Raw genomic sequence first — 21,007 nt, 5'->3', positions numbered from 1 at the left:
GCCACGTCGCGATAGCTGTGGTCGCCGACAGGAAGCGCCCGCGGCCAGCGACTTCGACAACGTCCGACCATGCCGCGGTTAGTGCGACTCGATGACTAGCAGGAGTTCCGCGCCGCCATCGACGAACGCCAGGTCATCGCCCAACTCGTCAGGCAGTTCTTCTCGCTGCCCAGGATGCGTCAGGCATGTCGGGCAGCCCATCGGCATGATCACCCAGTTGGCGGCCTTGGCTCCCTCAACGAGCAACTCCCAAGGGCCCCTGTCGGAGACGTGGTTGGCCATCATCCCGTCATCGTTCAGGTAGACGTCAGCCTCACCATCGCCGAATCTCACGCGAAGGAACGAGCCGTCTGCCTCGATGACGTGGGGCGCGAGGATCCGGAGCATCTCGAGGCCGCCATGCTCGGAAGACTCACCCGCGGTGAACCCCTGAAAGAAGATTGTCGAAGGACATGCCGTCACAGTGTCAGACGCGGGACACGATCGCGCTCAACTGCCGCGACGCGGGCGATCGACCTTTCTTCAGGGCCCTTGGGCGACTACCCGAGGTCGCGAGGTACGTCGCTGACGTAGGGGTCCTCTCCGACGTATTCGCCAGGTTGGCAGTGGTAGCAGCGCCAGATGTCGTCGTACTCCCGGTACCACTCGTGACAACCGCAGTCCCGGCGCCCCTTGGCTGTTATACCCAGGTCGATCAGGAACCAAGGCAACTTGCGTCTGACCTCAGTCCGCCACCTGTACTTGCCCATGACGCCGAGTTTCGCGACCTGAGCGTGGGCCGACAAGCAGCCACGCACAGGCCCGAGCGGGGGGACCGGACATGCCGCTGTCGGTGCGGCGCCGGGTGCCGTGGACGTCGCCGCCGGGCCTTGCCTCAGCAGTGCGAGCACTATCTGGCGGTGGGCGCTTGTCGCAGTCCCGTCGGGGACACTAGGGGGAACACCGACCGTAGCTTCGACAAGGAGTCAGCCGTGACCGAGGGAACCGTCCGCTGGTTCGATGCCGACCGGGGGTTCGGCTTCATCGCCCTCGGGCAGGAGGCAGAGGACCTGTACGTGCATGCGTCCGAGATCGTCAGCGACGACGCGATGAAGCTGCTCCGGGAGGGGCAGGTGGTTGAGTTCGAGATCGGCGAGGGGGACCGCGGCCCGCAGGCCCGCCGGGTCCGGGTCACGGCCGACCAGGCCGCCGATACACCGCTGGGCGTGCTCGGCACCGTCGCCTGGTACGAGCCTGCCAAGGGGTACGGCTTCATCACGCCCGATGGCGGTGGCGCCGAGATCTTCGTGCACAGTTCGGCCATCGTGGCGGGCGGCGTGGTCTCGGAGGGGCAGCGGGTGGCGTTCCTCGTCGTCGACGGGGAGAAGGGACCGCAGGCTGACCATCTGCTGCCCTTGGGAGCCCAGGCCGCCGCCCATCAGGCCGTGGCGTCCGACGGGGCGGACGGCACCGTGTCCTGGTACGACGGGGACAAGGGCTTCGGGTTCATCACCCCCGAGTCGGGTGGCCCCGATGTCTTCGTCCACGTCCGGGCGCTGGCCGACGGGCTCCCCGAGCTGGGCGAGGGGGACCGGGTGATGTACAACATCGTCGTGAGCGAGAAGGGCCCGCAGGCTCGCGACGTGCGCCTCGCACGCAGCTCGACACCGCGGGGCGCACCCGCGAGGTCGGCGACCCGCGCCCGGTCGGGACACCGGGAGGCATCCGACGTCCCGGCGCGAGGTGGTGAGGGAGTGGTCGCGCGCTACGACGCGGAGCGGGGGTTCGGCTTCATCGCCCCGGACGCGGGAGGCGCGGACCTGTTCGTGCACGTGTCGGTTCTTAGAGGCGCCGAGGCGCTGCACCAAGGCGATCGGGTTCGGTACCAGGTGCGACAGAGCGATCGAGGACCACAGGCCGACCGCGTCGAACGGGTGTGAGCGGGACGGCGGTCCGGGCGAGCTGGCGCTCAGTCGCGTCCCGATCCCGTCGCATGCTCATGCCGCGATCCGAGCGATAGACCCGACCGCGCAGGCCGGCTTCCGGAAAGGGCTACCCTGCGGGACGGGTTGTCGCCGGGCTCAGTTCGCGGACGGGCTCGGCAGGCTGGGCATCGGGTTGATGAGCTCGCGCTCGTCGGCCTCGACGACGTGAGCCTTCTCGGTCAGGGCAGGCTCGTGGAACTTGAAGTGGTGCCCGCACCACAGCAGTTTGAGGCCCTCGGGGCTCCGCGTCTGCGCGTAGGCCCGCGAACCGCACCGGTCGCACCGGTCAGTGATCCTCAGCTGGCGGATGGAGGTGTTGGTGACGGCGGCGCTCATGGCGCTCCTTCCCGGCGGTGCGAAGTGGGCGGTGCCCGTTCAGCGAACCTGAGTTGTCGATATGCGTGGTCCAACTCCACCGTGGCTGCGCCCCACGGCATGGCAATCACGACGGACCCCCTGGCCTCCTGTCCATACCCCTTGCACGCTCTCCCCGCGCCACTCTCACGCTGCACGACCCAGTAAGCAGTCGTCCGTGGCAGGCGGTATCCGCATATGTCCGGCGGGCTGCGGGACTGCAGGTTTCGCCAGCAACTCCAAGAGGTCGCTATGTGCTGCGGACACGGACCGGAGACGGTATCGGCCTGGTGCCAGCTCGCCCGCCTGCGACGCCGCGTTGTTCGCGCTGACGACGGGGGCTGACGGTCGGCGCGTGCCCTGCGAGAGGCGGGAGCAGGCTCGGCGGAAAAGGTGCAATCCGGCTCGCGCCAGATCAGGGCGCTCTACCGTGGCCCTACCCCAAGGCCCGCTGGCCAGCGGGTAGTCGGGGACTAAGTTGCATGGGAGTCCACAATGACGACATCAACGACGACATCGGTGGTCTCGCCCACGGAGATGCTGCTCACGCCCGCTCAGGTGGCCGCGCTTTTTCGAGTCGACGCGAAGACCGTCACCCGCTGGGCCCAGGCAGGGCGCCTCGAGGCGGTCTCCGCCCCGGGTGGGCACCGACGTTACCGTGCGGCGCAGGTTCACACCCTCCTGGAACGGGCCGCCGGCTCGTAGCGGGATCCTCTCCCCCACCGGGATGTGCGCAGGTCGCGATGATCCGACTAAGTAGTTGGACCTGTGACGAATCCGTCGCCGGCACGACAGAGGGCCGCGCGAGGCGGCCCGCTGGTGGCGTCTCGCGGCGACTGCTTTGGGCGCACGAGCAACCCGCTGGCTGGGCGGCCGTAGCGGGCATGTCGTCAGGACGCCGAGCGCCGGCGACTTGACGGGAAGGTCGCGCACCGGGCCGTCGTACTGGACCCCGGGTGCGGTGTGGGTCGACGTGACCACGGTGCTGGCGCTCGGGCTCTGGGACAGGCTGCTTCCCGATGCCCTTGGGCTCGGGACAGCGCCTTTGCCGCGCGGGTCAGGTCGGCCGTGCTGTGAAGCGTGCTGGCTGCAGGTTCGGGCTGCTGGTCATCGACAGCATCTTCCCGGTGCGAGACCGCTCGACCGGGATCATCTTCGACGCCTACATAGGCAACCCCGACGTCGACACCTACCCTCTCGAGACCATCACCGTGCCCACCCTCATCATCCACTCCCGCGACGACACCCTCGCATCGTTCGGGCCCGCCGAGGCCGCGGCCGCACGCATCCCGGACGCCCGGCTGCTCGCCCACGACAGTGGCGGACACCTCCAGCTCGGGCGCGCCGACGAGACCCAGGATGCCGTCCAGGCGTTCCTCTCCCTGCCAACGCAACCGACCGCGTCCGCCTGACACCAGGGCGGTCGCGGCCCCCGCCATGTCGACAGGAGATCGGCGACACCGACTTTCCGCCCGACTGCTACGCGTCGCCCAAGAAACTCTGCAAGAGGCGCACGGCCTTCGGGCAGGGGACGTCGGCCGCGTCCACGCCTCTGGTTTTGTGACGGCGCATCGTGTGTGACCCAGACGGCTGTGGGCCTCCTGCGGATGTGACTGGAGCGGATAGCGGCACAGAGGGCCGGCCAGTGAGCAGTCCCGGGTCTTTCGCCCCGTGACCACGTGAGGCATGGGGCGCAGGCTGGATTCATGGACACCGAGGCCCTCCCCCTGCGCCCGTCTGCCGACGAGTTGCTGCATGCCCTCGGGCACGCCGTGATCGCGACGGACACGCGGGGGACGGTGCTGTCCTGGAACGACGCCGCCGAGCAGCTGTACGGCTGGCCCGCCGCGGAGGCCGTGGGGCGTGACATCACGGAGGTGACGGTGCCGGAGGTCTCCCAGCAGGCGGCGGCGGAGATCATGGTTGCTCTGCGAGAAGGCCGTCCATGGTCCGGTGGATTCCCGGTTCGGCGCCGCAGCGGCGAGGTGCTGCACGCGCTGGTCACCGACACTGGCGTGTACCGCGGCGGGGAGCTGATCGGCATCGTCGGCGCCTCCCTCAACCTCGGCGACGCCGTCCGGCACCTGATGGAACGCTCCAGCGACGCCGCTGTCCTGGTCGATGAGCACCATCTCGTCAGTTACGCCAGCCCAGCGGTCGCGAACCTCTTCGGCTGGCCAGTCGACGAGGTCGTAGGCACACCCATCACGGACCGCATCCACCCCGAGGACCACCAAACCTTAGAGGAGCTGCTGGCCGCCGACCCGCCCCGGGCGGAGCGGGTCGGCGAGCTCCGGGTCCGCACCGACGGCGCCTGGTCTTGGGTGGAGGTGGCCGTGACCGACCTCTACACCCAGCCCGGGTCGCAGGGCCACGTCTGCAACATCCGACGCAGCGAGCGCCTTGCCCGCCTCGAGGAGCGTGAGCGCATCCTTGAGGCGGTCCACTCCGAGGTGCTCCAGGACCTATTCGCGGCCGCGCTCGAACTCGACCGCGCACTGATGCACGCAGCACCCTCGAGCGCGGCCCGGATCGAAGCCGCTCGCGACGCCGTGGGGCGAGCCATGGAAACCCTCCGCGAGGTCGTCAAGCCGTAGTGGTCGGTGCTTGAGCTGTCGTGGAATGCGTGACCGTCGCGACCTCCACCGTGAGCCGAGCTCCCGCCGCCGCACACGACCACCCAGAAGCAACGCACTTATCTGCCGCTCTCCGGGCAATCGTGGCTCCTCTGCGCAGTTCAGACGCCCTTCGCTGCGTCGCCCTGGGATCTTGCCATGTCAGGTTCAAGGCGACAGCCGCGGACGTACCGTCGAAGATGACGGAACGTGCTCACCGCAGTCGGCGGTGCTCGCGCTGCGCCACCTTCGGTAGGAGGCGCCATGGCCACCACACCTACCGCACCCGGACGGGTCCGTGCGGACAATGGTCCAGGTCGCGCACGGCAGGGCCATATCGGCCGGATCGTGGCCGGGTCACTGGCCACGGGGCTCTTCGCCGCCGTGCTTCTTGTCCTCGCCCCGTTCGTCTCGCCGGACGAGAACCATGTGACCGGTGCAGCTCTGTGCGGATTCGCGGTGGGATGGGCGATGTTGGCGGTCCTCTCGACGCGTTACACCGATCAACCCCAGCGGTGGGCGGCGCTACCTGCGCTGGTGATGGGCGTCAGCGGTGTCCTTCTGCTCGCGTTCGGTGACTCCTTGCGGCCGGTACTGAACTGGGTATGGCCCCCGGTGCTGCTGGCACTGGTGATCTGGATCTACCTCCAGGCGCGTCGACAGCTGCACAGCAGAACCCGGTTCTGGCTGCTCTACCCGGTGCTGGCGGTGCTGGCGCTGGCCGCCATCGGCGGCGGCTACGAAACCGTCCGGGAACACGCGGACGCCGCCGCCTACCCGATGACCGGTCAGCTGGTCGACGTCGACGGACACCGCGTCCACCTGAACTGCACCGGCTCCGGCAGCCCCACCGTTGTCCTGCAACCCGGCGGAGGCGACTTCTCCTCGGTCTGGGCACGGATAGCCCCCGCCGTGGCCGCCCACACGCGGGTCTGCGTCTACGACCGTCCGGGCCGCGGCTGGAGCGACCCCACAGACAGCCCGCAGGACGCCACCCAGGTCGCAACCGACCTGCACACCCTGCTCCAGCGCGCCCACGTCCCCGGGCCCTACGTCCTGGCCGGTCACTCCTTCGGCGGCCTCTACGTCCTCACCCACGCCGAACGCTACCCAGCCGACGTCGCCGGGATGGTCCTGATCGACGCCACCAACCCCGCCACCCAAGCAGTCTCCGCCAACGCCAGGGCGTACGACCCCGGCTCCAACGACGCCGCCACCTCCCGTGTCGCAGCCCTCGCGGCCGCGGCTGCACGCGTCGGCCTGGTGCGCCTGGTCGGCAGCTTCGGCTATGGCGACCTGCCGCCGCAGCCGCGTGACGAGATCCGCGCCAAGACCGCGACCGCCGCCTACGCTTCCGGCTGGATCGACGAGTTCGTCCAGGCCAACGCCTCCGGAGCAGAAGCTGCCATGCTGACCGGCTTCGGCGCCAAGCCGCTGGTCGTCCTCACCGCCGGCGCCGAAACCAATCCCACCCACGACGCGGCTCAGAACAAGCTGGCCACCTTGTCGACCGACAGCTCGCACCGCGTCGTGACGGGCGCCAGACATATCGCGCTCATCACGGACGAGCGGTACGCCAAGGCCACAACCCAGGCCATCCTCGATGTCGTGTCCTCAGTCCGAACCAACCAGCCGCTGCCCAAGTGACCACCGCGGCAACCGGTTCGACGCTCCCGTGCCCGGGACGACGCATGGGGGCGTCCTGCTGATTGAGGGAACCGACCGCCGGGAGCATCGGGCGGCGTCCTATCGGTCCGTACCGGAGGACGCCCGCCACGCGAGTCGAGTCCAGCGAGGTACCTATGGACGGAGCCAACAGCGACCGATCCCTCCCCGGCTGCGCCGGCGACGCGCTTGTTGGAGCCGAACCGCACGTCACCGGCCGCGAACGCGCCCGGAACGCTCGTCTCAAAGGGCAAGGGTGGGCGATGTAGCGGCCATGCGTCGTGGGGCAGGTCGCGGCCGGTCAGGATGAATCCCCGGTCATTCACCGTGACCAGGCCGCTGAGCCAGTGCGTGTGCGGCTCGGCTCCGATCGTCACGCATACGGCTGCGGCGGCGACCTCTTCACGCCGACCGGTTCGAACGTCTTCGAGGGTCAGGCTCTCCAGACGGGTCTGGCCGTAGCCGTCGGCAACTCGGGTCCCGAGCCGGACGTCTATGTTGCGCGTGGCCTCCACCTGAGTGACGAGGTAGTCAGACATGCCGCTGGCCAGAGACTCGCCGCGGACGAGCATTGTGACTCGAGAGGCGAACCTGGCCAGATGGAGGGCCGCCTGACCGGCCGAGTTGGCCCCACCGACAACGCAGACGTGCTCAGCCGCCATAGCGGGGGCTTCGGCGCCGGGCGCGCCGTAGAACACGCCTGCTCCGATCAGGTGGTCCCGGGTCGGGATGTCGCGCCGGCGGTAGGTCACACCCGTGGCGATGATCACTGCCCTGGCGACCGCCTGGCTTCCGTCGCCGAGCGTCATCACGACGGTGTCACCGCGTGGGCTCAGCCCGGTCACCTCGTTCATGAAGACGAACTGGGCGCCGAAGAGCAGGGCCTGTTCCCAGGCCCGCAGGGCCAGTCCGCCCCCGCTGATTCCCCGCGGGAAACCGAGGTAGTTGCGGATCATGGAGCTCGTGCCAGCCTGTCCGCCGAGCGCGTGCGGCTCGAAGACCACCGTGCGCAGCCCTTCGGAGGCGCCATACACCGCGGCTCCCAGACCTGCCGGTCCAGCGCCAGCTATGGCCAGGTCGTAGACCCCGCGCGGCGGCCGGGTCTGAATCCCGTGCGCGGCCGCCACGTCGGCGAGGCTGGGATCGTGCTGGACCGAGCCGTCGTAGTGGATCACTGCAGGGAGGCGCTCCACGTCAAGCGTGAACTCGTCGATGAGCCGCAAGCCGGTTTCCGAGTCGGCGGCGTAGAACTCGAACGGCACGCTGTTGCGCGTGAGCAGGTCACGCAGCTCGTGGCTGCGGGGGGGCACTGCTCGCCGACGACTCGGTAGACGACGTGACTCGGCCGGTGCGCGAGCGTCCAGGCCGTAAGCGCCTCCTGGATCTGCGGGTACAGCCACTCCTCCGGGGTGACCCATCCCTTCACGACAGAGAAGTCGATCTGTCCCAGGGCGGACGCGCGCTGGAGCGTCGCCAGGTGGCTCACCGGGCTTTCGTGTGGTACCGGTCCATGCCACCAACAGAACTCGCCAGGAACCGGGATGGAGGGCATGGGCTCGCTCAAGGAGCTCAACGCCGTCCATGCCGCGTAATTGCAGGTCGGCTGCCACGAGCGCCAACTCGCGGCCCTGGTCGGCCAGTCGCTGGAAGTCTGACAGAGCGTCCTCGGGCGTTGCGGCGACGAGTACCCGGTAGTCGCGGCCGAACCGGCGGATCAGCGCGGCTTCGACCGCGCGACGGGACTGCGGATCGGCGTCACCACGAACAGCACCGGAGAGCCGGGTGCCGCCGCGTCAGCGGCCACATGGTCCGCGGTCATCGTCCCTCCTTCGGGAAGGGCAGCCCTTCACATAGTGACTGGTGCAGGCTCTTGCTGTCCGCGGTCGGCAGGCCGACCCTGGACGGCAGCGCTTCACGGACCGGGGCACGCTGTCTGCTCAACGTGGTGGGACCCCTGGTCCGGCACCCCCGGCGCTCTTTCAGCGTGTCACGCGGTTGACGCCGGGGACGGGCAATCACCGGCATCACCCTCGATACGTAGCCGGAGTCGGACACGCTCATCTGTCGCGACCAGCGCGGTCGTACCGATTAGCGCGCACCGCGTCACCCTCCGAACGCCCATGCCACCATGAGTGGCAGCTCCTCGCGCCAGAAGGCGTCGCCATGTGATCCGACCCGCTCTGTCATGAGGACGTCCGCGCCTGCTTCGCGGAACGCTGTTGCCCAGCGGGAGGCATTCTCGTGGAAGAACGGCTCCAGGGTTCCGGCAACGAAGTACGCCCTCGGCAGCGAGCTCGGCATCGTCACCGAGGGGTGGAAGCCCCCTCCCGGAGAGGTACAGAAGACCGCACCGTAGATGTCTGGATGCCGCAGTCCAAGGGCGAGCGCCAGCTCGCCACTCGCGGAGACCCCGCACACCGCGGTGCGCGCGGCGGGCATCGCCAGCCCGAATCGCGACTGGGCCCATGTGCGGACATCCTTGACGAAGAACGCCTCATGCGCAGCGAACCGCTCCGGGTCGAAGCCGGGTGAGTATTCGTGCAGGCGCTCCGCCTCATCGGCTGAGCGGTGAACTCCGACGATCAACGTGGGAGGTACATCGGCCGCCTCGAGGTCTCTCCCCCACCGTGCGAGCAGCTGACCGTCGCCGGCGAACACGACCGCCTCGGGGGGATGCGGCGGGACGTACGCGGTGACCTGGCGACCGCGGTCATAGTCGAACCTCTCGCTGACGAACTCGCCAGCAGTGGATGGCATCGTCACCACGACCTCTCGTCAACTGTCATGATCCACCGCGGCCCCGAACTCGTCGAGGAATGCACTGGCTGCAAGCCGAGCGAGAGATGTGCCGCGCCTCGTTCGAACGCCCGAGGAATGCCGCGCGGCACGTCCGCTCTTGCCGCCGGTCGGGCGCCGCTGACGCACCCTCAGTCGGTCGCTCATGGCAATCCGGAAGGATGTGTCCGGTGCGCGTGATTTCTACAGAAGAGTTGACCGCTCGAAACATCACAAGCTTCGGTAGCGATGGCTTCGGCGTGGTCCCCATCGCGGCTGACGCTCACGTCGTCATCGCCAGGCTCGCCCCCGGCGGCATCATTGGGCGTCATCCGGCCGTTGTCGATCAATGCCTGGTTGTGCTCTGCGGAGAGGCAGAGGCATCGGGCGCGGACGGCGTCACGCACGTCCTTCACCACGGATCGGCGGCACTCTGGAGCGCAGGCGAGAGCCACGAAACGCGCAGCAGGACGGGTCTGACCGCGATCGTCGTAGAGAGCGCCGGACTCGCAGCCGCCTTCGACTGACACACCTTGGGGAACCAGCGGCACCTGCCCCGGCGTTTGAAAGGGGTGTCGTGTTGCCCGAACTCAAGGCAACGCCTGCTTCTAGTAGGGACCCTCCCCAGGAAGGCGCCTCCAACGCCCCTCGGACACCACTTGGGCCACCCCGTCGACCACCCGGATCGCAGACTGGTCATCGAGGACGTATGCCGGCCCGCTGATCTCGGCAGCCCACTTCTCGGCATGGGCCATGGTGTTCTCCGGGAACTCATCAAGATGGGGAAAGATCGAGAAGTCGACGAGGCCGAGCGTGCGGTCGTCGGGCGCTCCCGGCCACTGTACGAAGTCCGCACCGATCCTCGGCGTCATCACCATGCTGCCGGCGCTCACGCCCACCCAGACCGTGTCGGACAGCGACGGCAGGAGGGCCGCCAGCCCGGACTCCTTCATCCAGTGGCACAGATAGGTGGCCTCGCCACCGTCGACGAGGAGGACGTCGGCCGCACGAATCCACGGCACCCAGCGTTCTTCGCCGATCGTCGCCAGCGCGGTCAGCTCGAGCAGGCCGAGGGAGTTCCACGACATCGAGGTCATCCCGCCCCACGGCGGCAGACCAGCGACAAACCCGCGCGCCGAGACCGGCCCGCACATCGGATGACCCCACTGAGCGGTGGGAATGCAGAGCGCTCTTGCCTCCTCGACCGGCTTGCCCAAAAGATCGACGAGCGCCTCATGAATGCTCGGGTTCGTGACTCCCCCGGACGTGAGTAGCAATTTCACGATGCCCACTGAACCACAGGGAAGCCGCCGCCATCCCCGAGACCACCGCGCGCTCTGACCGAACAACGTCCGGATTTGCCGCGCCGAGGACTCCAGTCCTGAAGGCGACCCGGACGATCGCCACGCCCGGCCTCCTCGACGGCATGCCTGCCCGGTTCGAACCCCTCACCCGGGACCCCCGTCTTCAGCTCGCCGACACCTTCATGGCAACGGCGGCCTTCTGGTCCGAGGGCGGACAGCAGGGCACACCCGATCCGCCATCCCGCCGGCGGGCGACGCCGACCCTGATGGCGCCGAGGCGCTCTTCGAGCTGATCCTCGATGACAGCCCCCAGGCGTTCGCGCCCTTCGCCGACGACTTCCTCGAGATGATCCCCGACGACGCAGCGATCAACGCCGGCTACCAGTCAGAGCCACTCGACCCACGATCGTCGCCGCGCTCAACCCCGACGCCGAGTATGAGAACGTCCGCGAGCAGGTCGGTGCGATGGGGCCTTCCGCGTCGTGAGGCACATCCGCACATGCCGCCGAGCGGTCGTGCCGAGTTCAGGACGTCCCAAACGGCCCCGCGGCACCCGGTTTGCGACACCCCTTCGCTATGGCGACGGGGGCATGCAGGACACGTTGTCGCCATAGGCGCGCATCGCGTCGATCCGATCGGCCGCCAAGTCGTATGCAGCGCAGAAGGGGATGCGATCTCCGTCGCTGGTGCCGGCGCATGTTCCCAGGCATTGAGCCGAACGGGGCGGTGGTGGGTATGGCTGAGGGAGATCGTCAGCGCCCGGCCTCGGGCGACCGACCTCGACACACGGAGGCCCCCATGAAAAGACTGCTCATCGTCACCGCCGGTGCGGTCGGATTCCTGCTCGGCTCGCGGGCCGGGCGGGAGCCCTACGAGCAGTTCATGCGCGCCATCGGCCAGCTGAAGGACGACCCCCGCGTGCAGGCGAAGGCCCACCAGGGTGCCCATCTCGTGCGCGAGCAGGCGCCGGTCGTGGCGGACAAGGTGGCCGATGCCGCGCGGACGGCGACCGACAAGGTCACCTCGGCGGTTTCGGGGTCTACCGACGCCGGCGCCGCGGACTCGCGCCAGGAGAACGCGGACGACCTTGTCGAGCAGGCCGTGCAGTTCCAGAAGGATCACGGGCCCAAGGGTCCGCTGCCCTGAGCCTGCCACCCGATCGGGGCGCCGGACTCCGGGTCCGACTCTGCGAGCGACGTGACGCCCATGGCGCCGGCCGGGATCCCGGGACATCGGCCAGACTCCAGCCTCCCGTGACCAGAGGGATGCGCGCTCATCCCGCTCCTCGGACGACGTCCGACCATGCCGCACGTCGTTCGATAATCGCTCTCGTATCCGAGACGACGACCTCTATGGTGCAGACGTGTGGGTATCGCTGGGAACATGGTTGATTGGCGATGGACAGTTCCCTGAACTGGGGCTGGGCGCGGTCGTCCGTGACTGCGGGCTGCGCCTGAACTCCTCCTACCTGAATGCGTCCGACCAGTCGCCCGAAGAGGTCCGAGAAGCTCACGTCGACGATGTGGGTCGAGTGCGGTACGAAGTCACCGGCCGATGCCAATCGGTAACGAGCCCGATGGCGGTCCTGGTCGCCATGCCGGGCTGGCTCACGATTGCCGAACCCGAGGCCTGCCGCGCCGTCGAGAGCACCCCCGACTCTCCCGCTTTCGAACCACGGTCCGAGCAGTTCCGCCCTCCGGCCCCGGCATAGATGCTCAACGCCGAAGGCTGGCTGGGAGTCGTCGCTGACCACGAGTGGGACGCCTTCGCCATCCCCGACTCACGAATGGACTGGCGCCTTCGAAGAATCCAGCTCCTCGAGCACCAAATGATGCGTGTGCCTGGGGAGCCGTCGGACACGCGCGCGTTCGGCCCTGTCGTCCGGGCCACCCATGTTGACCGGCTGAGCCGGGCCGCCGACGGAGTAGCGGGAGCGCAGTACCTCTTGGACTTGCTACCAGCCTGACGTCCTCATTTGCCGCGACGCGGCAGATGCCGTGGAGTGCACTCGCAGGTGCCAGTTTGCCGAACCTCAGCGGTCAAAAATCTGGAGCTTGGCGTCCACGAGGCTTCTGACCAAGCCATCTGGCAACGGCTCGTCGATCGGGAAGTGGAGCGAGCTCTTTGTGCGCTCGTATTCCGTGAGGCGGTCGCCGAGCACCGTGAGCACTTCGCCACTGTGTGGCAGATAGGCGAGATGGTTCTTGAACGCCGCGAAGCCTGCGACCACCTTCCCGTCGACCCGGAAGGCCGGCATGCCGTAGGAGATGCCTTGCTCGGCGTCCGGGACGACGGCCAGGATCGACCGGCGTAGCGCTTCTAGGGTCGTCCGTTTCGGCTCCTCAAGCCGTGCCAGGTAGGCATCGACCTCGTCGACTGACATGGCAGACAGTCTCCTCTCGTCTTCAGGATTTGCCGGAGTGGGCGAGGCCTCCGTGACCCCTCGGCGAGTGAAGTCGGTTGAGGGCCCGGGCGACGCGCTGTCCAGCTGCCCTGACTGACCGTGAATCCGATGGGCTCCGCCCCGCGTCACTGGCCGGGTGGCTGGTCGTCGTTGTTGGACGCAAGTATCTGGTGAAGCGTCCGCAGCCGGCGGTGGGTGTCGGACGCACCAGGACCCAGGCGGCGGGTTACCTCGGAGAGGGTCGGTGTGAACAGCTCCCCGGCGGCTTGGTGGACTCTGCGGCCGGCTGCCGTCAGCTGTACTCGGTAGGAGCGGCCGTCCTCGGGGTTCGGGACCTTGCGCACGTGGCCGCGGCGTTCGAATCGCTTGACGTAGCTCGACACCGTCGTGGCCGGCGCGGCCATCCAGTGGGCGAGCTCGGTGGGGGTCATGCCCTGGGTCGACGCCAGGACGGAGTAGATCGCGAACTCGTCGGCGTCGATCCCGGATGCCCGCACCGCGTCGTCAATCAGGGCGGTCGCGGCTCGCGACACGAGCCACACGTCGAAGAGGACATTGCCCAGCCCGGCATCCAGATGTGCGGTTTCAGGCTCGGGTGTCCCGGTCCCGGTCTGGGCGGCGGCCGAGCTGTCGTCGGGCCGTGCCATCAGTGGCTCGCGCCTGAGGCGTCGGGGTCCGCACTTTTGGCTCGTGGGCGCGCGCGACGGCGGACCTGGGCGATCGCGAGCAGGGCCAGCGCGCCGAGCAGCAAGGCACCGGAGGTCCAGAAGGTGAGGTTCTTGGCAGCAGAGGCCAGACCCAGCAGGGAGCTCGTGGGGGCCGGGCCGGGAAACGCCGCCAGGGCCAGCCAGGCGCACACGTTCTCGAGGTAGTCGAAGGCGCTTCCCAGGAGGGGCAGCACGGCAAGCGCGAGAAGGGCGTGGCGCTCCGGAGCGAGTCGAGCGATGACGAGCGCCATCGACGTCGCCATGAACATCCCGAACACGGTCGGGTAGAGCAGGTCGGCCACCTGAAGGAATCGGTACGCCTCGCGGCCGGCCGCCCCGCATCCGGTCAGGAAGCCCAGCACGTCTGCGGCGCTCGAGGTGAACCGTACATCGGGAGGTGCTTGACGGCATACAGCCTCGACGTGGGGAATGGCGAACGGAGCCGACGAGGTGAAGAACGCCCCCGCGAACACCCCGAAGGCGGTTGCTGTCAGGAGCCACAGGGGCCATTTCGCGAGTCGAGCCGCCGAACCGGCGAGAGACCAGACGATGCGGTGACCCGCGGGGACCGTGTGGGCTCGCGGCTGGGCAGGCTGATGGATGTCAGCGGTGGTCATGGCGCTTCCTTCTGTCCCCAGGGCGTCCGAGTAGACGACTGATGCGATCTCGCAGTACTTGTATACTGCGCTTTCGTAGTAGTCGCTGTCAAGGATGTTCCCCACACACGTGAGCGAGCATCGCTGACCCCTGCGTACAACCACAGCAGGCGTAGTGTCGAGTGCATCCGGACGAAAGGGACCCATCCATGACCATCGACCGAGGACTGCTGGCGATCTTGAATGCCAAGCCCGGAAAGGGCGACGAGCTCGGGGCGTTCCTAGAGCAGGGCCGCGAGCTGGCGGCTCAAGAAGAGGGCACCGTCAGCTGGTACGCATTCCGTCTCGACGACACGACGTACGGGATCTTCGACACCTTCGAGAGCGAGGAGGCACGCGAAGCACACGTGAACGGCCGGATCCCGGCGGCACTCCAGGACGTGAGCTCGGACCTTCTGGCCGAAGCCGCCGACATCAAGCCGATCGACGTGCTCGCGGTCAAGTAGCCGCGATCCGCACGATCCGGGACGCGTCTCTCTCGGCGCAGGTCGCTGTGACCGATCTACCGGTTCTGCCGCCTGGCGCTCTTTTGAATCTCATGGCCGCGCTCCCGCGCACCGGCAGCTCTGTCACGCGCCACCCGGTCGAGCTCGGTCGCAACCAGGCGCAACGCCACGCGACGGATGACGGAGCTGAACGGGCCGATGACGAGCCAGTACCTCCTGAACCGGCGCCGGCTCTCGTCGTCCGTCATGGCCACTCGTGTCTCGATCGTCACGATCGACGAGTCGTTGCCGTAGGGATCTACCCTCAGGCCGGCGGCGATCTTGGCCTACCCCGGCTCGTCGAAGTTGGTGAACTCCCCTGGCGTGGTCGGGGTGTCGGTAGCGTCCGCGACCGCCTGCCAGGGGCGGCTCACTTGACCGAGGACCATTTCGACACCCAGTGTCTCGCCGAGGAGGATCCAACCCAGACCGACCAGGTCCTTGAGCCGGAAGGTGCTCGGGGATACCTCCGGAGCCGAAGCCGTCGACGTGCGCACTCTCAGTTTTCCCGTGACACGTCGTGGCAGAGCCCGGATGCCGAGCAGGGCCCGCGCAAGGGGTGCTTGGAAGAGGTCCACCTCCGTAGCCACGCGGTAGCAGTCGGCAGGGACGGCCCGGAAGACCTCGGAGTGCACGACGGCAACATCGAAGTGGGGCGAGAACTCGTCCATGAGCAGACGTGAGCCATCCGGTATGCCGGCCGCACCGGTTGATCCAGCTTCGCGCGGTCCTGTCGGTGGCGCGCTCATGGCACCAGCCTGCGGGCGCCCGGCATCTGCGCCCCAGAGGCGAAGGTCCCGGACTCGCCGGCGAGCCGCCCGCGGCCTGAGGGGCAGGACCTCTGGCACTGTGCGGCGCGCTCGCACCGGGGAGACGATGTCGATGCATCCTCGGGAAGGAATCCACCATGGCATACCTGAAGCCACCCGCACTGACGCGGCATCTGGCCAATCCGCTGGCCATGCGGCTCGGCGGACGCGGCGTCGCCACCTCACCGTCACCGGTCGTCACACTGGCCTACCCCGAAGGGTTCCGGTCATCCCCGTCGACGTCGGCGAGAAGCGCTACCGCCACTCAGTAGACGGGTGCTTCGCCCAGATGCCCGCCCCAAAGGACCATCCCGTCTTCCAGATCGACCAGGTGCACTGACGTCCGGATGGCCGCTGAAGGGCACCCGATCAGGGGCCTGCGCCGGCGTCCTCGCGTGGCACGAGACCCGTCCACGGGACCGCGTCAGTGACGCGTAGCACTGGCGCGGCAGGGCAGGAACTTCCGCCTCTGCCGCAGCCAGTGTGTCTCGATCCCTGCGAGTAGCTCTGTGGCGGTTTCAACGAAGACGACATCGTCCTGAAGCTCATCCGGAAGTCCCTCTGGCTCCCCCGGCCGGGTCAGGCACGTCGGAGAGTCCATCGGGGTGATCGCCCGGTTCGCCGCCCGAGCACCGCCGAGCAGCAAATGCCACGGATCCGGGCCGGTGATGTTGTTGGCCACGACACCTGCTCCACCACGAAAGCGTGGTGGGGCAGGCGGTGCGCATCTGAATGCAGCTGGCGCGGAAGAGGCCGTCGCGGCCCGCCTCGACGACGGGCTCGAACGGCGCCGTGCAGGGTCGTGAGGTTCGCTCAGTCCTCGCCCTCGTGCTGGCCGGGCACGACGCACGCGTCGCCGACGAAGGCCCCGGCGAAGCTCGAGGCACCGAGGGCCTTGGCGGCGCCCGGCGTCAGGGTGAGCCCTGCTGCGGTCCCGGCACACGTCGGGATGGCGCCGTTGATCGGCTTGGCAGCCACGAGCGCGAAAATGTCCACCCGGCCGGGGAGTCGCGTGCCGTTCAGGACGGTCTTGGCGTTGAGGAATCCGGTCTTGAGGTTGACGTCGAAGCTGGTGATGCGCAGGGCGCCCCCACCGACAGGAGTGAACGCCAGGCCGCCGGAGTGCTCGATGACCTTGCCCTCAACTTCGGTGATCGGAAACGACAGCTGGGCCACACCTCCGGGGGCGGTCAGCCGGCCGGGTTTGATGGCGTGGACCTTCAGTGTCTGGGTGAGGACGGGCACCAGGTCGGGGTTGAGGACCACGGTCGTCTGGCCGCCCCGGTCGCCGGACGCGTGGTGCTGGGTCTCGGCGCTGGCTGCCGGAGCAACAAGCACGGTGGTGACGAGGGCGCCGGCGCACCCCGCCACGGTGAAGAGTCGAAGGTTCCGCATGAGATTTTCTCCAGTCTGCTCACGGGCCCGGCCGTCAGGCCCGGGTGGGTTGGTACCTCGAGCTCGGACTCACACCGAGGCACCTGTTGTGCCTCACAGCATGGGCGCGCAACGTCAGGATGCACAAGGTTTGTCGAGGGTTGGGTTACGCCGCAGAAAGGGCCCCTTACGGCGAGTGGGTTCACTCACGGGCCGACCGCACGCGACGGCTGGAGGCCAGCTTGAGCGTGTCGAACTTCGCCGATGACCCTCCTGCCGGCGGACACCCACATGGTCGGTGCCGGGGTGCTCGTGGCGGCTGGCGCCATGCAGCTGCCGATGTGGCTCTCCTTCGTGGCGATCACCGTCGCGGCCGTCGCCGGTGACCATGTGGCCTACTGGTTGGGTCGCCGACCCGGGCCGCGCCTGGGTCACGGCCCCGCGCCACGGGTGATCAGGTTTCTGCTTCACAACCTCGTCGGCGCCATGGGCTGGGCAGCCGTCATGTCTTGCGGCGGCTACTGGTTCGGCACCATCGCCTTCGTGTCTCGCAACCTCGAGCTGTTCCTCCTCGGGCTCATGGTGGCGTCCGCCCTGCCTGGCGCGACAGCCGTGGCGCGTCGATGGGCTGGCCGCCGGTCTGCAGCACGACACCACGGCAGACCGTGGGTGCCAGCAGCTCACCGGGCGGCGCCACACTGACCGACACGAAGGGATGCCATCCCCAAAAGGCACATTCGGCCCCAACGGCGTGCACAGCGCATCCCTAAGCGCACACGTGACTCTTCGAGGGACGGTCGCCGACCCGCGGCACCGACCTTGCACCAAGGAGCAGGCATGAAGACCACCAGGATCATCAGCGGCGTCGCCGCCGTCGTGGCCGCCGCCGGACTGATCGGAACCGGTGCGGCGCTGTCCAACGCAGCCTCAACCCCGTCCCCCACGACCTCGAGCAGCGCTGGCTCGCAGGCCGCACCAGGCGGGTCGATGAACCCGAACAACGACACCCCGGTGACCGGGTCGGAGCTCGCCAACGTGACGGCTGTCGTCAAGGCGAAGGACGCCACCGTCACCGTCACCTCGGTGCGCAAGGACCCCGACGGCTCCTACGACGTCTTCGGCACCAAGTCCGGCGTCAACGTCATGCTCGAGGTGAGCAAGGACCTCAAGACCGTCACCGCCGACGCGGGAGGTCACCGGGGCGCTGGCCGCCACGGCGGCGGGGACAACGACGCTCCCGTGACCGGCACGGAGCTCGCCACCGTGACGGCTGCCGTCAAGGCGAACGACTCCACCGTCACCGTCACCTCGGTGCGCAAGGACCCCGACGGCTCCTACGACGTCCTCGGCACCAAGTCCGGCGTCAACGTCATGCTCGAGGTGAGCAAGGACCTCAAGACCATCACCCCGAACGCAGCGGGCCCGCGGGGCTGAACAAAGGAGCAGTCAAGCGTGGCGGGCCCTCGATCCGATGACGGGTCGAGGGCCTCGTCCTGAAAGGTCGGCCAGCCGGAGGCTGGTCTCGCTGGCGACGTATTGAACTCCCTTGTCGCAGTGGTGAATCAGGCCCGTGGTGTCCCGGCCGGTTTGGGCTCGCTCCCACAAACGCCATCTCGAGGCCGTCCAGGGCCAGGTCGGTGCGCAAGTCTTGGACAGCTGCCACCCGACGACCCGGCCAGAGACGACGTCGATGACGAACGCCGCGTACACCCACCCGGCGGAGGGTGCGGCAGTAGGTGATGTCCGCGACCCACACCTGATCCGGTGCGCGGCATCCAGGGGATCGAGCAGACGTCGGTCGCGGGAGCGTGGCGCGACACGCACGTGGGAAGCTGTGCGCGAGGAGCGCTGCTCACCAACCCCTCGCTTTCCCTATTTCCACCGCAGCGCCGCCGTCATCTCTCGCGCGAACCCCGAGCGGGAGCAGGATTGTGCGCGAGGATCTGAACATGGGCCGTTCACACCACGATGAGATCGAGCGCAAGTACGACGTTGACGTGGCCATGGTGTTCCCGAACCTTGCCGAGATGGACGGGGTCGACTCGGTCGCCCAGCCTCGGACGTTTCAGCTCGAGGCAGAGTACTTCGACACGCCGGGGCTTGATCTCGCCCGCAGTGGGGTCACCCTCAGACGCCGGACGGGCGGGGACGACGCCGGCTGGCACCTGAAGCTCCCGGCTGGCCCGGACACCCGAACCGAGCTCCGCGAACCCCTGGGACCAACGCGTGAGGTGCCCCTAATCTTCCGGGCGCGGGTGCACACGATCGCCCGGGGACGGCCCCTCGAGCCGGTCGCCACAGTGAGAACGGACCGGCGCGAGTATCCACTCCTCGACGCCCAGGGTTCGGTGCTCGCGCTGGTCTCGGACGACAACGTGCAGGCGCGGCGTCTCGCCGGCAGCGAGGACGAGATGGTGTGGCGCGAGTGGGAGGTCGAGCTCGCGAGAGGTCCACGAGACCTGCTCGACGCTGTCCACGGACGGCTGTTGGATGCCGGGGCCTCCCCGGCCTCCGCCAGCTCGAAGCTCGCCCGCGTCCTCGGGGAGCCTCCCGCCGCCCGATCGGCCCCCGGCTCGACGAGCGGCGATCCCGGGGCCAGCATCCAGCAGTTGCTGAGCGCACAGCTGGCCCGGCACCTGGCACGGCTGCTCGAGCAGGACGCCGGGGTCCGGGCCGAGCAAGCCGAGGCCGTCCACCGCGTACGCATCGCTGCCCGACGACTGCGGTCGACGCTGACGACGTTCCGCCCGCTGCTCGACACGTCTGTCACCGACCCGGTGCGTGACGAGCTGCGCTGGCTCGGCGAGTCCTTCGCAGGGGCCCGGGACGCGCAAGTGCTCCGCGAGCACCTGCGCACCGTCCTTGCATCGGAACCTGCGGAGCTTGTGGTCGGGCCCGTGAGCGCGCGCCTCGACGACGAGCTCCGCGCCGAGTACGAAGCCGGCCGAGAAACGGCCAAGCAGGCCTTGGACAGCGAGCGATTCGTCCGGCTCCTCGACGCCATCGAGGAGCTGATCGCCTCCCCGCCCCTGCAGCGAGATGGTCACCGAGCAGCCAGGAAGACCATGCCCGACCTGCTGGCGCGAGACGTGAAACGTCTCCGGCGAGCCGTGCGGGTGATCGAGGCCGCCCAGGACTCCACGGATCGCGACTCCGCCTTCCACGAGGCCCGCAAGAAGGCCAAGCGTCTACGGTATGCCGCAGAGTCCGCCACGTCGGTGCTGGGCAAGAAGACCCGCACCTTGGCGGCCGACACCAAACTGCTCCAGGAGACACTCGGCATACACCAGGACACGGTCGTCGCGCGTCAACGACTCCGCGAGTACGGCATGCGAGCGCACCTGTCTGGTGAGAACACCTTCACCATCGGGCGGCTGCATGCGTTGGAGCAGGCACGCGCCGAACGAGCCGAAGCCGAGTTCGTCGCCCTGTGGGACAAGTTCATCGCCAAGCACGCAAAGCGCTGGGACCGGTAGGCACACGGTCCGCCAGGTCGCCTGTCGGGCCGTGGGCAGTTACGACTTCCGCCCGGACCAGGACTGAAAAGTGGATGAGTCGGCCGATACGCCGGGGATTGCCACCGGCCAACCGACTAGTGCTGCCGTTGGTGCCCCAGGCCCTTGACCTGCGAAAAGGCTTGTTGGCGACGTTGAGCCCGTCGGCTCGGCACGACGGTTCTCGGACTTTTTGCGGACTTTTTGCGGACTAGGTGCGTCCTCACATCTCTTGCTCTTGCCGCCTCTAGCTGTACTGACCGGACAGGTTGGTCGAGTCGGTGTGACGACACGGTGTGACGTGACGCGAAGGGAGGACCCTCCCGCGGTTGAGTGGAACTGCTGAAGGTTCACTCGACAGGAAGGTCCTCCCGTGTCCCACGCTAACGCAGCCCTGACTC

The 21,007-nt window shown here is 68.3% G+C and carries 22 protein-coding genes and 1 pseudogene; 11 read left to right on the top strand and 12 right to left on the bottom strand.

Going from position 1 to position 21,007, the window contains the following annotated elements; all coding sequences use genetic code 11:
• Positions 1–78: 78 nt before the first annotated feature.
• A complete protein-coding gene (locus tag AC1DIW_RS21495) occupies positions 79–387 on the bottom strand; it encodes a hypothetical protein (RefSeq protein ID WP_478110830.1) in 309 nt (102 codons plus the stop codon).
• Positions 388–971: 584 nt separating this feature from the next.
• Here AC1DIW_RS21495 and AC1DIW_RS21490 point away from each other — a divergent pair.
• A complete protein-coding gene (locus AC1DIW_RS21490) occupies positions 972–1,919 on the top strand; it encodes a cold-shock protein (protein ID WP_478110828.1) in 948 nt (315 codons plus the stop codon).
• 141 nt (positions 1,920–2,060) lie between these two features.
• Here the strand turns inward: AC1DIW_RS21490 and AC1DIW_RS21485 are convergent, their stop codons facing one another.
• Positions 2,061–2,300 carry a DUF7455 domain-containing protein gene (locus tag AC1DIW_RS21485; protein ID WP_442281282.1) on the bottom strand — a complete coding sequence of 80 codons (240 nt, stop codon included), beginning with the start codon at positions 2,298–2,300 and terminating at the stop codon, positions 2,061–2,063.
• Between the two features lie 513 nt (positions 2,301–2,813).
• Between AC1DIW_RS21485 and AC1DIW_RS21480 the strand changes: the two genes are divergently transcribed.
• From AC1DIW_RS21480 to AC1DIW_RS21465, 4 genes are all read left to right on the top strand, one after another.
• The gene (locus AC1DIW_RS21480; RefSeq protein ID WP_478110827.1) at positions 2,814–3,023 is read left to right on the top strand and encodes a BldC family transcriptional regulator; all 210 of its coding nucleotides are present in this window, start codon (positions 2,814–2,816) and stop codon (positions 3,021–3,023) included.
• Positions 3,024–3,445: 422 nt separating this feature from the next.
• On the top strand, positions 3,446–3,730 hold the full coding sequence (locus AC1DIW_RS21475) for an alpha/beta fold hydrolase (RefSeq protein WP_442281283.1): 285 nt from the start codon (positions 3,446–3,448) through the stop codon (positions 3,728–3,730).
• 294 nt (positions 3,731–4,024) lie between these two features.
• Positions 4,025–4,915 (top strand): PAS domain-containing protein, encoded by an 891-nt coding sequence (locus AC1DIW_RS21470; RefSeq protein WP_442281284.1) that lies wholly within the window; start codon positions 4,025–4,027, stop codon positions 4,913–4,915.
• Between the two features lie 282 nt (positions 4,916–5,197).
• Entirely contained in the window at positions 5,198–6,580 is a 1,383-nt protein-coding gene (locus AC1DIW_RS21465) for an alpha/beta hydrolase (protein ID WP_478110825.1), read from the top strand.
• 191 nt (positions 6,581–6,771) lie between these two features.
• Here AC1DIW_RS21465 and AC1DIW_RS21460 read toward each other — a convergent pair.
• Both AC1DIW_RS21460 and AC1DIW_RS21455 read right to left on the bottom strand, forming a co-directional pair.
• A pseudogene (locus AC1DIW_RS21460) lies at positions 6,772–8,016 on the bottom strand (NAD(P)/FAD-dependent oxidoreductase); the annotation flags it as partial.
• Positions 8,017–8,701: 685 nt separating this feature from the next.
• Positions 8,702–9,256 (bottom strand): alpha/beta hydrolase, encoded by a 555-nt coding sequence (locus AC1DIW_RS21455; protein ID WP_478110823.1) that lies wholly within the window; start codon positions 9,254–9,256, stop codon positions 8,702–8,704.
• 308 nt (positions 9,257–9,564) lie between these two features.
• On the opposite strand from AC1DIW_RS21455, the gene AC1DIW_RS21450 reads away from it, so the two are divergent.
• Positions 9,565–9,900 (top strand): cupin domain-containing protein, encoded by a 336-nt coding sequence (locus tag AC1DIW_RS21450; protein ID WP_442281287.1) that lies wholly within the window; start codon positions 9,565–9,567, stop codon positions 9,898–9,900.
• Between the two features lie 81 nt (positions 9,901–9,981).
• Here AC1DIW_RS21450 and AC1DIW_RS21445 read toward each other — a convergent pair whose 3' ends face one another.
• The gene (locus AC1DIW_RS21445) at positions 9,982–10,656 is read right to left on the bottom strand and encodes a Type 1 glutamine amidotransferase-like domain-containing protein (protein ID WP_478110840.1); all 675 of its coding nucleotides are present in this window, start codon (positions 10,654–10,656) and stop codon (positions 9,982–9,984) included.
• A gap of 819 nt (positions 10,657–11,475) precedes the next feature.
• Between AC1DIW_RS21445 and AC1DIW_RS21440 the strand changes: the two genes are divergently transcribed.
• Positions 11,476–11,823, top strand: coding sequence for a YtxH domain-containing protein (locus tag AC1DIW_RS21440; RefSeq protein ID WP_478110822.1), 348 nt, complete (start codon positions 11,476–11,478; stop codon positions 11,821–11,823).
• 886 nt (positions 11,824–12,709) lie between these two features.
• Here AC1DIW_RS21440 and AC1DIW_RS21435 read toward each other — a convergent pair.
• The 3 genes from AC1DIW_RS21435 to AC1DIW_RS21425 form a co-directional block, all read right to left on the bottom strand.
• Positions 12,710–13,060 (bottom strand): iron chaperone, encoded by a 351-nt coding sequence (locus AC1DIW_RS21435; RefSeq protein ID WP_478110820.1) that lies wholly within the window; start codon positions 13,058–13,060, stop codon positions 12,710–12,712.
• Positions 13,061–13,206: 146 nt separating this feature from the next.
• Positions 13,207–13,728 carry a MarR family winged helix-turn-helix transcriptional regulator gene (locus AC1DIW_RS21430; RefSeq protein ID WP_478110819.1) on the bottom strand — a complete coding sequence of 174 codons (522 nt, stop codon included), beginning with the start codon at positions 13,726–13,728 and terminating at the stop codon, positions 13,207–13,209.
• A complete protein-coding gene (locus AC1DIW_RS21425) occupies positions 13,728–14,405 on the bottom strand; it encodes a hypothetical protein (RefSeq protein WP_478110817.1) in 678 nt (225 codons plus the stop codon). Before AC1DIW_RS21425 ends, AC1DIW_RS21430 begins: the two co-directional genes overlap by 1 nt.
• A gap of 188 nt (positions 14,406–14,593) precedes the next feature.
• Between AC1DIW_RS21425 and AC1DIW_RS21420 the strand changes: the two genes are divergently transcribed.
• On the top strand, positions 14,594–14,890 hold the full coding sequence (locus AC1DIW_RS21420; RefSeq protein WP_442281304.1) for a putative quinol monooxygenase: 297 nt from the start codon (positions 14,594–14,596) through the stop codon (positions 14,888–14,890).
• A 56-nt stretch (positions 14,891–14,946) separates the two neighbouring features.
• Here the strand turns inward: AC1DIW_RS21420 and AC1DIW_RS21415 are convergent, their stop codons facing one another.
• The 4 genes from AC1DIW_RS21415 to AC1DIW_RS21400 form a co-directional block, all read right to left on the bottom strand.
• Positions 14,947–15,138 (bottom strand): hypothetical protein, encoded by a 192-nt coding sequence (locus AC1DIW_RS21415; RefSeq protein WP_442281303.1) that lies wholly within the window; start codon positions 15,136–15,138, stop codon positions 14,947–14,949.
• 78 nt (positions 15,139–15,216) lie between these two features.
• Positions 15,217–15,678 carry a hypothetical protein gene (locus tag AC1DIW_RS21410; protein ID WP_478110815.1) on the bottom strand — a complete coding sequence of 154 codons (462 nt, stop codon included), beginning with the start codon at positions 15,676–15,678 and terminating at the stop codon, positions 15,217–15,219.
• Positions 15,679–16,162: 484 nt separating this feature from the next.
• Entirely contained in the window at positions 16,163–16,420 is a 258-nt protein-coding gene (locus tag AC1DIW_RS21405) for a hypothetical protein (RefSeq protein WP_478110813.1), read from the bottom strand.
• Positions 16,421–16,551: 131 nt separating this feature from the next.
• Complete coding sequence (locus tag AC1DIW_RS21400; RefSeq protein ID WP_478110812.1) at positions 16,552–17,133, bottom strand: hypothetical protein; 582 nt, start codon at positions 17,131–17,133, stop codon at positions 16,552–16,554.
• Between the two features lie 243 nt (positions 17,134–17,376).
• Here AC1DIW_RS21400 and AC1DIW_RS21395 point away from each other — a divergent pair, with 243 nt between their 5' ends.
• The 3 genes from AC1DIW_RS21395 to AC1DIW_RS21385 all read left to right on the top strand — a co-directional run bounded on the left by AC1DIW_RS21395 (position 17,377) and on the right by AC1DIW_RS21385 (position 20,588).
• Positions 17,377–17,814, top strand: a complete 438-nt coding sequence (locus AC1DIW_RS21395; RefSeq protein ID WP_478110811.1) for a DedA family protein — start codon at positions 17,377–17,379, stop codon at positions 17,812–17,814.
• A 135-nt stretch (positions 17,815–17,949) separates the two neighbouring features.
• On the top strand, positions 17,950–18,546 hold the full coding sequence (locus AC1DIW_RS21390; RefSeq protein ID WP_478110810.1) for a hypothetical protein: 597 nt from the start codon (positions 17,950–17,952) through the stop codon (positions 18,544–18,546).
• A gap of 515 nt (positions 18,547–19,061) precedes the next feature.
• The gene (locus AC1DIW_RS21385) at positions 19,062–20,588 is read left to right on the top strand and encodes a CYTH and CHAD domain-containing protein (RefSeq protein WP_478110808.1); all 1,527 of its coding nucleotides are present in this window, start codon (positions 19,062–19,064) and stop codon (positions 20,586–20,588) included.
• Positions 20,589–21,007: the final 419 nt, after the last annotated feature.

The sequence above is a fragment of the Terrabacter sp. 01T434 genome, assembly GCF_056398545.1.
This window is presented reverse-complemented; position numbering and strand designations above follow the sequence as displayed.